The following is a 12,500-nucleotide window of genomic DNA, read 5'->3' on the forward strand; positions in this document are numbered from 1 at the left end:
TGCCTCCCCTCCCGTCCTACCCGTCCTGTTGAAAACGCGTTTTCGACAACGTATAGTCGAAAGTACGTTTTCGATAAGACGGGCAGGCGGCATGACCAAGCAGGACGACACCCCCTCACGGCGCAGGCGACTCACCCCCGAACGCGAGCGGGAGATCCTCGAAACCACCTTCGACCTGGTGTCGGAGGTCGGCTACGACAACGCCACCGTCGACGAGGTCGCCCGACGCGCCAAGGCCAGCACCGCCACGCTCTACCGGCAGTGGGAGAGCAAACCCAAGCTCGTGATCATGGCCCTGATGGCCCGCAAGTACCCGCCCGTGCCGCCGATCGACACCGGTGACCTGCGCACCGACCTGGTCACGCTGGCGCGCAGCATGCCGCCACCCCACCCCGCCGGCACCCCGACCCTCGGCATCTGGCAGGCCGTCATGGCCGACCCGGCGCTGGCCCGGGCGCTGCGTGACGTGCTGTTCGCCCCGTACCTGGACGAGCTGCGCGCGATCCTCGACCGCCACGTCGCCAACGGCACGATCCGACCCGACAACCCGGCTCTGGCCCACGCCGAACAGTTCCTGCTCGGCAGCTTTTTCATCGAGAAGTTCCTCAACGGCGAGGAAGCGACCGCCGAGCAGCTGATCGCCGTCACCGACGCGCTGCTGCTCCCGGCCCTCACCGCCGACTGAAAGGCAAGGCACCACAACGATGTCCGACACAATCCTGGTCACCGGCGGCTCCGGCTTCCTCGGCGCGCGAGTCATCGCCCAAGCCCTCGACGCCGGCTACCGTGTACGCACCACCGTCCGGTCACTGGACCGCGAAACCCAAGTGCGCCAAGACCTTGAGGCTATGGGCGCACAGGCTGGCGACGCACTCACGTTCATCGAAGCCGACCTGACCCGCGACGACAACTGGCCCCAGGCGGTCGCCGGCTGCCGCTACGTCCAGCACGTCGCGTCCCCGTTCCCCGGCGGCCAGCCCGACCACGAGGACGACCTGATCAAACCCGCCCGCGAAGGCACGCTCCGAGTCCTGCGCGCGGCCCATGACGCCGGTGTCCAGCGGGTCGTCCTCACCTCGTCCTTCGCCGCCGTCGGCTACGGCAAACCCGCCAGCGAGCACGCCTTCACCGAGGACGACTGGACCGACCCCGACGCCGACATCCCGCCGTACATCAAGTCCAAGACCCTCGCCGAACGCGCCGCCTGGGACTTCGCCGAACGCAGCGGCTCGGAGTTGGCCGCGGTCAACCCGGTCGGCATCTTCGGACCGGTCGTCGGCCCCGACCACTCCAGCTCCATCAGCATGATCACCCAACTTTTCACCGGCATGCCCGTCACACCCCGGCTGCACTTCGCCGTGGTCGACGTCCGCGACGCCGCCGAACTGCACCTGCGCGCCATGACCGACCCCAAGGCCGCCGGCCAACGATTCATCGCCGCCGCCGGCGACGCCGTGTCCCTGCACCAGATCGCCCAAGCCATCCGCGAACGCCTCGGCGACGCCGCAACGGCCGTCCCCACCATCGAACTGCCCGACGAGGTCGTCCGCCAGGCCGCCGAGACCAACCCCGCCCTGCAAGGCGTGCTGCCCAACCTCGGCGTGATCCGCCACCTCTCCAACGACAAGGCCCGCACACTGCTCGGATGGACGCCACGGTCCAGCGAGGACGCCGTCGCCGCCACCGCCGAAAGCCTGCTGGCCCTGGGCCTGCTCCCCGTGAGCGCACGGTGAACCCAGCCCTGTGGCTCACCGCCGCATGGGCCGCAACCTCGACCATCGCCGGCATCGCCTTGTACCGCACCGTGATCCCCCGCGCCGCCCCGCTGGGCACCACCCCCGTCGACCCGACCAACCGCACCTCGGTGACAATGGCCGACGCCCGCGGCCACGGCATGAGCGGCGGCAACCACGTCGGCCTCGGCCACCTCGACCAGGCCGACTACCTCGGCTGGCTACGCCGCATCGTCACCACCGTCGGCGACCAGGCACAGATCCTGCTGCACGGCCTCTCCATGGGCGGCGCCACCGCGTTGATGCTCAGCGGCAACCCGCAGCTGCCCAAACAGGTCACCGCCGTCATCGACGACTGCGGCTACACCTCAGCCACCGCCGAGTTCCGCCACCACCTGCACCAACTCGCCCATGTCCCCAGGATCTTCCCCGGCGTCGCCATCGCGAGTCTGCTGACCCGGCTGCGGGCCGGCTACCGGCTGCGCGACGTCGACGCCCGCACCGCCGCCAGCCGCACCACGCTGCCCGTCCTCGTCATCCACGGCGACGCCGACACCTACAACCCCACCTGGATGGGCCAACAGATCCACGCCGCCGTCCGCGGGCCCAAACAACTGTGGCTCGCGCCCGCCGCCGGCCACGGCGAATCCTTCTTCCTGCACCGCGACGACTACGAACACCAGGTCAAGACCTTCTGCGGAATCAACAACCCGGTGAACTAGACTCTCCGACCGATGCGGAACATGCTCGGCCGGGCCTCGATCATCCTGATCGTCTTCCCGGTCCTCGCCCTCCTCCTGCTCACCGGCGACAACCGCATCACGCCACCCCCACGGCCTCCGGAGAACGTCCCGCACGCCATCGTCGGGCTCGGCGACTCCACCATGTCCGGCGAAGGCGCGGGCACTTACACCCCCGACACCGACGGCGCCAACAACGACTGGTGCCACCGCTCACCGCAGGCGATGGTCCAGCACATCAAGCTCGCCGGCGTCACCAAGGTCTTCAACCTGGCCTGCTCCGGCGCCAACGCCCAAGCCATCCGCCTCGACGGCCCGCACCCGGTCGAACCCAGCCAGGCCGCCCAACTCGCGGCCATCGCCGGCCAGTACCGCATCGACGCCGTGGTCGTCGCCGTCGGGGCCAACGACGACCCCCAGTTCGGCTCCCTACTCACCAGCTGCGTCGACGCCATCTTCACCTCGGCCAAACCCGGCTGCGGCAAACAGGTCGACCCCCAGTGGCAGAACCGCGTCAACGCCATGGTCCCCAAGGTCGTGGCCGCGCTCCGCGACGTCCGCCGCGTCATGATCGAACACGGCTACGCCGACACCGCCTACACCCTCGTCCTGCAGTCCTACGCCGCCCCCGTCGCCCCCGACATGCTGCGCAGCCTCCAGAACGTCGGCGGCTGCCCGCTGCGCACCGACGACCTACGCTGGGTCCAGGACCGCGGCGTCCCCGTGCTCAACGACGGCGTCCGCCGCGCCGCCGAACAAGCCGGCGCCCGCTTCCTCGACCTCTCCCGCGCCGGCACCGGCCACGAGGCCTGCCACGGCGGCCAGGAATGGTTCACCCGCCTCACCGTCAACTGGCAGGACTTCCAGGACAAGGCCCGCTACGCCCACGCCCTGCAGCAGTCCTTCCACCCCAACGCCGCCGGCTACACCGCCTTCGCCCAGTGCATGAGCCAGTTCCTCACCCTCACCGAACGCGAAGCCGCCTGCGTGCCCGACGGACACGGCTCCGTGCAGCTCGCCCTGCCCGCGCCGTAGTTCGGCCACCGCCGAAGCGTTTCCCGCCTAGCCTCGACCCATGCGCGCCAACCCCCTGGCCGAGGTCGCCGCCGTGTTCGCCGACCCGACCCGGGCCGCCATGTGCATGGCCCTCATCGACGGCCGCGCCTGGACCGTCGGCGAACTCGGCCGCGCCGCCGGCGTCTCCCCACCCACCGCCACCGAACAGGTCGGCCGCCTCGCCGACGCCGGCTTCGTCGAAACCGTCCGCCAAGGCCGCCACCGCTACGTCCGACTGGCCGACTCCCGCGTCGCCGAGCTCATCGAACAGCTCACCGAACTCGCCGAGCACCCGCTGCCCCGCCCCACCAGCCTCCGCACCTCCCGCCAGGCCGAACGTCTCGCCTACGCCCGCACCTGCTACGACCACCTGGCCGGCCACCTCGGCGTCGCCCTCCGAACCGGCATGCTCACCGCCGGCCTCATCGACACCTCCGGCGGGCTCGCCCTCACCGCCCAGGGACACGAGGTGATGGCCGACCTGAAGATCAAGCTCCCCGGCGGCCGGCGGCCACTGCTCAAGGACTGCCTCGACTGGACCGAACGCCGCGAACACCTCGGCGGCTCCCTGCCCGCTGCCCTGCTCCACCATGCCGTCGAACAGCGCTGGGTCGAGCGCGGACCCGACCGCAGCGTCAAACTCCTCGACCCCGCCGCGTTCGCGGTGCTCGGCGTGGAAGGCCTGTAGCCGGCACCAACCGCTGGCCGCCGCGCCGACCGGGCCCGGTGAACACAGCACCCCGGCCGCCGGCAACACCGAACCTTCTGTGGCCGGCAGTCCCAACTTCGGCGGCCTGCCTTCTCGCTGTGGCGGATTTTGGTTTTTGGCTGTTTGGAGCACTGCATTCAGTCGTCACTGAAGCTATAGTGATATTATCTACCTAGAGCAACCGAGGCGTCGCCCGGACGTACTCCGCGGCGACCGGCTGCCAGGTCGGCACCCCGGCCTCGTCCCGCACCACACGACCGAAGGCCTGGTCGCCGAAGTGGATGCCGAAGCCGAGAGTGCCGGGCTGCTCCAACTCCCCCCAGCAGCCGGGTCCGGGCCTTGAGCACCCCGTCCGAGTCGGTGTCGGGCCGCGACCCCCACTCCGGATGCGTGATCTGGGCCGGCGCGTGGAAGGCGTCCCCGAACGCGATGATCCGCCCGACGCCGCTGTCGACGATGAATGACGAGTGCCCTGGGGTGTGCCCAGGCGTCACGACGGCCCGGACGCCGGGCCACACCTCCTCACCCTCCCGGATCAGCTCGTGATTGCCCCGCATCGGCACGACCGTCATCTCCGCGATCACGCCGGGCACGGTGATCCCGTGCTCGTGCGGCGCCCACTCCTCCGCCGCCACCAGGTACCGCGCGTTCGGGAAGAACTTGCGGCCGTCCTTGAACGCCCAGCCGACGTGGTCCACGTGCAGGTGCGTGAACGCCACCGCGTCGATGTCCTCCGGCGCGACGCCGAGCTCGGCCAGCACCTCCGGCATGGCTCCGCTGTCCGCCCCGCCGAACGGCTCCTCCCCCACCGACAGATCGCCCCGATACGGCCCGAGCCCCGCGTCCACCAGCAGCTTGCGGCCGTCCCGCTCGACCAGCAGCCCACCCGCCGACATCGCGATCCGTCCCTCGGCGTCCACAGCCTCGGGGTGTGCACGCCAGTACTCCCCCGGCACCGCCGGGAAGAACCCACCGGCGGTCAACGCCATCGCCCCGTCCACCACGTACGTCAGCCGCACATCTCCCAGCACGATGCGCCGCACGGCGGACTGTTCGTTCAGAAGCCCCAGTTCAGACATGGATCTTGTTCTACCCGGTTGTCCCTCCTCAGCGGCTGTTCTTGGTTCCACTCGCTGAGACGGAAGTCCAATCAGGTGATGTTGAATTCAGTTGTCACTGAAGTCATAGTGCTATATCACCCATAGAAAGGCCCTGCGCGGACAGCCGCGCAGGGCCTCGAAGACGTGCAGCTAGGGCAGGTGCCAGACCTGGTTGGCGGTGCCGGCGCAGTCCCATATCTGCAGCTGGGTGCCGGGCGTGGTGGAGTACGCCGGGTCGTCGAGACACTTGTTCGACTGGGGGTTGTACAGGGTGCCGTTGGACTGCGGTATCCACACCTGAGCCCCGGTGTTGTTGCAGTCGTACAGCTGGACCAGGGTGCCGTTGGCGGTGCCGCCGCTGGTGATGTCCAGGCACTTGCCCAACACGTGCAGGGTGGTGCCGGCCTGCACGAACGTCCACTGCTGGGCCGTGGTGCCGTTGCAGGTGTAGATCTGGATCGGGTTGCCGTTGGCGGTGCTGGCGGAGCGGTCGTCGAGGCACAGGCCCTGGTAGCCGGTGACCGCGCCGCCACCCGGCGGCGGGTTGGTGCCGCCACCGGTGGTGGTGTACGCCGCGACGTACTGGACGGCCATGGTGCCGCCGGAGGACGTCGACCCGCTGGGGCTGGTGCAGCCGCACACGCCGTTCGGGAAGCCGCCGCCCATCGCCAGGTCGAACAGGATGGTCAGGTTGTGGTCGTAGGCCTGCTGCCAGGTGCTGGCGCCGACCTGGCCCTCGGTGACCGTGAAGTACGAGTTGCCGTCCAGGTAGAACGTGATCGACTCGTTGGACGTGTTGGTCCGGTCCAGGATCATCGTGTACGTGTGGAAGCCGGTCTGGCAGCCGCCGCAGCCGCGCAGGCCGCTGCCGATGCCGTTGCCCTCGTTGCACGGGCCGCCCGGGTACACACCGCAGTGGATGGTGCCGGCGACCTCGGACAGGGCGTTGACGTCCTCCATGATGTCGATCTCGCCGTTCTCCGGCCACTGACCCTGGCCCAGCATCCAGAACGCCGGCCAGTAGCCGAGGCCGTTGCCGGGGTTGGGCTGCTGGATGGAGGCGGTCACCTCGAGCTTGCCGCCCGCGGGCGCGCCGGCCACGGCGGTCGGCGTCTGGATCCGGCCGGACGTCCAGTTCGAGCCGGAACCCAGCGCGGTGATGTCGAGATTGCCGTTTCCGTCGAGATGGACGTTGTTGGTCGAATTGGTCATCGTCTCGATCTCACCGGTGCCGAAATTCGAGCCGGGGCCGGTGTTGTACGTCCAGTTCGCGGTGTTCACGCCGCTGCCGGCGGAACCGTTGAAGTCGTCGCTGAACACGGTGGTCCAGCCCGCCGGCGGCGCGGGCACGTCCGCGTGGGCCGGGGCGAAGCCGAACGCGGTGAGCAGCACGGTCAGCCCGCCGGTGGCGAGCAGCGCGACGCCGCGCCGGAAGGAGAGTCTTCGGGGCAGGGATTTCCGGGGCGCAAGAATCATCATCGACTCCAGGCAGGTGTTTTCGCAGGGCAGGGTGCGGCCGGTCTTCATGGAAGCGCTCCCACGTAATCCTCGGCAATAGCCCGTTCGATCGCCGGGTGCCGCCTTTCGGCGCAGCGGAACCGACCAAAAAGGATGGAAAAACAGAAAGGGTGCCGCGGCCCGACGGCCACGACACCCCTTCCGGGCGCGCTCACACCCCCGGCGGACGATCCTCGTACGGCGTGGACAGCACCACCGTGGTGCGGGTGGAGACGTTGGCCTGCTCCCGGATCTGCCGCAGCAGGTCCTCCAGCGCGGTCGGCCCGGCCACCCGCACCTTCAGCACGTACGAGGCGTCGCCGGCCACCGAGTAGCAGGCCTCGATGGCGTTGAGGTGCTCCAGCCGGTGCGGGTAGTCGTCGGGGGCGGCCGGGTCGATCGGCGTCAGCGAGATGAACGCCGTCAGCGGCAGGCCCACCTGCTCGCCGTCGACCCGCGCCGCGTAGCCCTTGACCACGCCGCGCTGCTCCAGCCGCCGCACTCGCTGGTGCACGGCGGACACGCTCAGCCCGACCCGCTCGGCGAGATCGGTGAAGCTGCACCGGCCGTCGGCTGTCAGCTCGCGCAGGATTGCCTGGTCGATCGGTTCCAGCGGTGTCACGAGGGCAGCACCGCCAGCTCGTGCGGCCGGGTGTTCAGACGCACCGCGCCCTCCTCGGTGACCACGACGATGTCCTCGATGCGGGCGCCCCAGCGGCCGGGCAGGTAGATGCCGGGCTCGATGCTGAACGCCATGCCGACCTCCAGCACGAGGTCGTTGCCGCTGACGATGTACGGGTCCTCGTGCACGTCGAGGCCGATGCCGTGGCCGGTGCGGTGCACGAAGTACTCGCCGAAGCCGGCGTCGGCGATGACGTCCCGCGCCGCCGCGTCCACCGCCTCGGCGGTCACGCCCGGCCCGGCGGCGTCGACCGCGGCCTGCTGGGCGGCCTGGAGCACCGCGTAGGTGTCGATCACGTCGTCGAATCCGGGCACGCCCACCGCGTAGGTGCGGGTGGAGTCGGAGTTGTAGCCCTCCGGCACCGGACCGCCGATGTCCACCACGACCACGTCACCCTTCTCGATGACACGGTCGGAGACGCCGTGGTGCGGGCTGGCCCCGTTCGGGCCGGAGCCGACGATGACGAAGTCCGCCGTCGTGTGCCCCTCTTCCACGATGGCCGCCGCGATGTCGGCGCCCACCTCGGCCTCGGTGCGGCCGGGCCGCAGCCACTCGGTCATCCGCGCGTGCACACGGTCGATGGCCGCGCCGGCCTTGCGCAGCGCCGCGATCTCGCCGGCATCCTTCCGCATGCGCAGCTCGCGCAGCACCGGGCCGGCCAGGCTCTGCCGCGCGTCGGGCAGCGCGTCACGGAAGGCCAGGGTGTGCAGGGCCGGCATCATGTCGGACACGGCCACCGACTTCGGGCCTTTCAGCAGGTCGGCCACCAGTCGGTGCGGGTTCTCACCGTCGACCCACGTCGCCACGTGCACGCCGAGGTCGTCGGTCGGCACGCCCGCGTAGCCCGGGTACTCCAGTTTGGGCACCACCAGCGCCGGCTCGGCCGCGCTGCCCGCCGCCGGCAGAACCAGACAGGTCAGACGTTCGTGGGACTCGCCGTCCGCGCCGAGTAGGTAGCGCAGGTCGGAGCCAGGGGACACGAGCAAAGCGTCGACACCGGCGGCGGCCGCCGCCTCCGCGGCCCGGCGGAACCGGTCATGAAGAGACTCGACGTCGATCTGGGCTGCGCTGACGGACATGAGGCACAACCCTACCGAGGTCGGCGGGCAAGCGGATCATGCGATCGTGCCGGGCCGTCGCCCGTTGGGGTAGTTCTGGATAACTTTCCGGTCACCGGAGGTGCACGCGTCCAGATGGCGGATGTTTCTACGCGCGATCACCGGTTAACTCCATAGGTGTCACCCGATTGGGGGCTCAAGGTCGTCGCCCCCGGTCATCCGGTAAACCGAGAGTGACCACGAGGAGTAGATGATGTTCCTTATCTGGACGTCAGTGCTCGTAGTGGCGGCGCTCGGCTGCTGGGCGCACATCCTCCACCCCGCTCCGACACGCGCGGTGACCAGGCCGCTGAGCCTGTGGCGCACCCGCCGGTCCACCGACCGGATGCTGCGTGAGCTGGCCGAGTCCGGCCAGCTGGTGCCGCCGCTGCCGCGCCGTGAGGACGACGTGCTGGCCCCGTCCGCCCAGGTGACCATCGTGTGCCGCAGGCAGCGCACCCCCGAGCCCGAGTCGTCAGGCGACCGCACCCCCGACGTGGTCGCCTGACGGCTCGCCTACCGGCTCGTCGAGCCGGCGCCAGACCCGGAACACGAACGGGCACGACGTCACCGCCAGATTTCGTCACCAGGACCATGCCGACGACCGCCGCCAGCAGCCGATCCTGCCGCAGGTAGCGAAAGCCTTCCCGGAGCTCGGCGAGGTGACCGCCGACCGTCCACGCCTTCGGCGCTTCGCGGGCCAGGTGGACGCGGATGAACACCGCCGTGAGCAGCGCCGAGGCCAGGTAGCTGGCCGAGTCGACGTACAACACCTGCGCCGGGCCCAGGAAGGCGATCAGCGCGCCCGCCGACACGCCACCCAGCAGCCGGCCGGTTCTCGCGGCCCCCTCGAACCAGCTCGACGCCCGGGATATCGGCGTGTCCGCGAGCCTCGCCGCCGACGGCAGCAATGCGTCGGCCGCCGTGTTACCTGGCCCTCGGGTCAGGCCCAACAGGGCTGTGAGCAGCACCAATGCCCACAGCGGCAGCAGATTGAGCATCGTCAGCGTCGGCACCAGGCCGACGCTGACCGCCGCCAGGGCGTCGGAGCCGACGCTCACCAGCCTCGGCTGGATCCGGTCCACGATCGGGCCGCCAAGCCCCACCGCGACCGCCAGACCCGCCACCTCGGCCGCCGCGACCAGGCCCGTCTGGGCCGCGCTGCCGGTCGTGTGCAGCACGAACCACGGGATGGCCAGCACCGTCATCGCCGTGCCGAGTGTGGACACCGCCGTGCCCGTGAGCAGGGCTAACAGCGGGGTCTTCACTCCGGCCGCCGTTTGCGCGGGAATGCCTGGATCTGCGCCACCACAATCTCGTCCCCCCGTCGTTCCGGCCGCCGATACCTGTCGACGACCTCGTGCAGCTCCGTGCGCATCGCCTTGAGCTCGTCCGGGGTGAGGGGCAGGTTCTGGTCCGACATCACGAAGGACTCGCGCCACTCCTGTCCCCAGTCCTCGGCCAGGAAGGTCGTCATCCGGCGGTAGTCGCCGGACGCGATCTCGTACAGGTAGGCACTGAGGGCGCCCGCCGACTCCTCGTCGCCACGGAAGTCCTCCATGCGCAGCCCGGTCGACTCGTAGGCCGCCTTCCACCAGCGTTCCCGCTTGTTGCCGCGCTCCGTGTCCTGCTCGATGAAGCCGTGGTCGGCCAGCTGCCGCAGATGCCAGCTCGTCGTGCCGCTCGACTCCCCCACCCGCTGGGCCAGTCCCGTCGCCGTCGCCGGGCCCTCCGCCCGCAGCAGCCCCAGCAGCCTGATCCGCAGCGGATGCGCCAGCGCGCGCAGCGTCTTCGCGTCGAGCCTGATCTCGGTCACGACGCCGACCCTAGCTTCGCAGAGACTTCTTTGCAGAGGTTTCTCTGCGATTGCCCTCCGGTCGTTGTTGTCGGGGGCAGCTGGTTGACTTGTCCGATGACCGCTGCCCCGCTGGTGCTCCTGGACTCGGCCAGCCTGTATTTCCGGTCGTTCTACGCGCTGCCGGACTCGATGACCTCCCCCGACGGCCAGCCGGTCAACGCCGTGCGCGGCTTCGCCGACACCGTCGCCCGCATCCTGGTCGACCGCGGGCCGTCCCGCCTGGTCGCCTGCCTCGACGCCGACTGGCGCCCCGAGTTCCGGGTGGCCGCCATCCCGTCGTACAAGGCCCACCGGGTGGCTGCCGAAGGCGACGGGGCCGAGGAGGAGGTGCCCGACGCGCTCACTCCCCAGGTCCCGATCATCCTCGACCTGCTCGACGCCGCCGGCCTGGCCACCGCCGAGGCCACCGGCTACGAGGCCGACGACGTCATCGGCGCCCTCGCCCACGCCGAGAAGGCCGACCCCGTCGAAGTCGTCACCGGCGACCGCGACCTCTTCCAGCTCGTCCGCGTCTCCCCCACCCCCGTCACCGTCATGTACGTCGGCCGGGGCTGGAACAAGGTCGAGATCATCGGCCCCGCCGAGCTCGCCGCCAAGTACGCCCTGCCCGCCGACTTCGCCGGCGACGCCTACGCCGACATGGCCGTCCTGCGCGGCGACCCCTCCGACGGCCTCCCCGGCGTCGCCGGCATCGGTGAGAAGACCGCCGCCAAGCTCATCACCGACTACGGCTCCCTCGACGCCCTCCTCTCCGCCGTCCACGACCCCCGCGACCGCCGCCTCACCGCCCGCGTCCGCACCAAGCTCACCGAGGCCGCCGACTACCTCTCCGCCGCCCCCACCGTCGTCCGCGTAGCCGTCGACGCCCCCGTCGTCCTCGACCGCCCCGATGTGCTGCCCGCCGGCGCCGCCGACGTGGACCGCTTGCTGGCGTTGAAGAAGCGCTGGAACCTCGGCACTTCAGTCGATCGGCTCATCGCCGCCCTGAAGAGGTCGCCGTAGTATCCGCGGCCAGGCCCGGCTTAAGGCGTAGCGGATCTACTACGATCGACTCGCCGCCGCGACCGGCATCCCCGGTGATGGACGAGATGGCCTGTCCCTGTAGTGCATCCGAGGATGGCCAGGCGGCCGGGAGGAGGGCTGCGGGGGATGACCGAATCCGACCACGGGCACGATGATCAGCGGGCTCCGAGCAGCGCCGAGCACACCCCGGATTCCTTCGCGACAGCAGGGAACGCTCCGCCGACCTATCTCGGCGAGCCCCAGCCTGGATACCCCCATCCCGGCTACGGGTATCCGCCACCGGCCAAGCCGCGCCGGACGGGCTGGATCGTGGCCGGAGTCGCCGCGCTGGTGATCGTGCTGGGCGCCGGGGTGGCCATTGGTGTCGTCGCCAGACAGTTATCCGACCAGCCCCCGAAACCGACCACGGCCCTGGTCTTCTCGATGAACGCGGTCTCCAACGCCTGTGATCTCGTCGATCCCGCTCCGCTGACGACATGGTCGCCCACCGCCACGGGCCCGCCCCAGCACCGGGAAGTCCGCCTGGGCGTCGACGGCGCCGGCAGCCTGAGCTGCCAGATCGGCTACTCCAGCGGCAACGCCTTGGACACGGCCGAAATCCTCGTCGACGCGGACTTCACCACCGGCGACGCCCCGCCTTCCTACGACAACTGGAAACGCGGTGACACGGCCAAGACCGGCGCGGGCATGGAGTCCGGCCCGATCACCGGAATCGGGGCCCAGGGCTACTGGCACGCCGAGATTTTCGGCAACCTGGTCACCAACACGCGGTACGTGCTGGCCGTGCTGGACGGCAACGTCTCGGTGCGCGTCCGGCTCAACGTCAGCCGCGACAGGGACAGTTCCCAGGTGCACCGCGCCGAACTGGAGTCGATCGCCGAGGCCCAGGTCCGGAAGACACTGAACGGGCTGAAACAGAAGTAGGGGGGACGCGATGCGGCACACCGAGGTACGGCACCGATGACTGATTTCCCGGGCGAAGCTGACGACCAGCGTGCCGCGAAC

The 12,500-nt window shown here is 70.1% G+C and carries 13 protein-coding genes and 1 pseudogene; 8 read left to right on the forward strand and 6 right to left on the reverse strand.

Annotated elements, in window-relative coordinates; all coding sequences use genetic code 11:
• Positions 1-91: 91 nt before the first annotated feature.
• Genes JJ691_RS13640 through JJ691_RS13660 form a run of 5 tightly spaced genes read left to right on the forward strand, consistent with a single transcriptional unit; the run spans position 92 to position 4,217 of the window.
• Positions 92-685 (forward strand): TetR/AcrR family transcriptional regulator, encoded by a 594-nt coding sequence (locus JJ691_RS13640; protein WP_211769145.1) that lies wholly within the window; start codon positions 92-94, stop codon positions 683-685.
• 19 nt (positions 686-704) lie between these two features.
• Positions 705-1,733, forward strand: a complete 1,029-nt coding sequence (locus JJ691_RS13645) for an SDR family oxidoreductase (protein WP_211769146.1) — start codon at positions 705-707, stop codon at positions 1,731-1,733.
• A complete protein-coding gene (locus JJ691_RS13650) occupies positions 1,730-2,455 on the forward strand; it encodes an alpha/beta hydrolase (protein ID WP_211769147.1) in 726 nt (241 codons plus the stop codon). The genes JJ691_RS13645 and JJ691_RS13650 overlap by 4 nt, the downstream gene beginning before the upstream one ends.
• A gap of 12 nt (positions 2,456-2,467) precedes the next feature.
• Complete coding sequence (locus JJ691_RS13655) at positions 2,468-3,508, forward strand: GDSL-type esterase/lipase family protein (protein WP_211769148.1); 1,041 nt, start codon at positions 2,468-2,470, stop codon at positions 3,506-3,508.
• A gap of 40 nt (positions 3,509-3,548) precedes the next feature.
• Positions 3,549-4,217: an ArsR/SmtB family transcription factor gene (locus tag JJ691_RS13660; protein WP_211769149.1), complete on the forward strand. Its 669-nt coding sequence runs from the start codon at positions 3,549-3,551 to the stop codon at positions 4,215-4,217.
• Between the two features lie 185 nt (positions 4,218-4,402).
• Here JJ691_RS13660 and JJ691_RS13665 read toward each other — a convergent pair whose 3' ends face one another.
• From JJ691_RS13665 to JJ691_RS13680, 4 genes are all read right to left on the reverse strand, one after another.
• A complete protein-coding gene (locus tag JJ691_RS13665; RefSeq protein ID WP_211769150.1) occupies positions 4,403-5,317 on the reverse strand; it encodes an MBL fold metallo-hydrolase in 915 nt (304 codons plus the stop codon).
• 171 nt (positions 5,318-5,488) lie between these two features.
• Positions 5,489-6,865 (reverse strand): ricin-type beta-trefoil lectin domain protein, encoded by a 1,377-nt coding sequence (locus tag JJ691_RS52235; RefSeq protein WP_249227894.1) that lies wholly within the window; start codon positions 6,863-6,865, stop codon positions 5,489-5,491.
• 142 nt (positions 6,866-7,007) lie between these two features.
• Positions 7,008-7,457, reverse strand: a complete 450-nt coding sequence (locus tag JJ691_RS13675) for an Lrp/AsnC family transcriptional regulator (protein ID WP_211769151.1) — start codon at positions 7,455-7,457, stop codon at positions 7,008-7,010.
• Positions 7,454-8,596 carry a M24 family metallopeptidase gene (locus tag JJ691_RS13680; protein ID WP_211769152.1) on the reverse strand — a complete coding sequence of 381 codons (1,143 nt, stop codon included), beginning with the start codon at positions 8,594-8,596 and terminating at the stop codon, positions 7,454-7,456. Before JJ691_RS13680 ends, JJ691_RS13675 begins: the two co-directional genes overlap by 4 nt.
• Before the next feature lie 232 nt (positions 8,597-8,828).
• Between JJ691_RS13680 and JJ691_RS52240 the strand changes: the two genes are divergently transcribed.
• Complete coding sequence (locus JJ691_RS52240) at positions 8,829-9,122, forward strand: hypothetical protein (RefSeq protein WP_249227895.1); 294 nt, start codon at positions 8,829-8,831, stop codon at positions 9,120-9,122.
• 85 nt (positions 9,123-9,207) lie between these two features.
• On the opposite strand, the pseudogene JJ691_RS53345 reads toward JJ691_RS52240, so the two are convergent.
• Positions 9,208-9,882 (reverse strand): annotated as a pseudogene (locus JJ691_RS53345) (MFS transporter); the annotation flags it as partial.
• A complete protein-coding gene (locus JJ691_RS13690; RefSeq protein ID WP_211769154.1) occupies positions 9,879-10,430 on the reverse strand; it encodes a winged helix-turn-helix domain-containing protein in 552 nt (183 codons plus the stop codon). The gene JJ691_RS13690 and the pseudogene JJ691_RS53345, both read right to left, overlap by 4 nt.
• A gap of 96 nt (positions 10,431-10,526) precedes the next feature.
• Here JJ691_RS13690 and JJ691_RS13695 point away from each other — a divergent pair, with 96 nt between their 5' ends.
• Together JJ691_RS13695 and JJ691_RS13700 are read left to right on the forward strand one after the other, a co-directional pair.
• The gene (locus JJ691_RS13695) at positions 10,527-11,474 is read left to right on the forward strand and encodes a 5'-3' exonuclease (RefSeq protein ID WP_211769155.1); all 948 of its coding nucleotides are present in this window, start codon (positions 10,527-10,529) and stop codon (positions 11,472-11,474) included.
• Between the two features lie 147 nt (positions 11,475-11,621).
• Entirely contained in the window at positions 11,622-12,419 is a 798-nt protein-coding gene (locus JJ691_RS13700) for a hypothetical protein (RefSeq protein WP_211769156.1), read from the forward strand.
• Positions 12,420-12,500 lie beyond the last annotated feature (81 nt).

It is taken from the genome of Kutzneria sp. CA-103260 (assembly GCF_018263855.1).
Taxonomy (GTDB): Bacteria; Actinomycetota; Actinomycetes; order Mycobacteriales; family Pseudonocardiaceae; genus Kutzneria.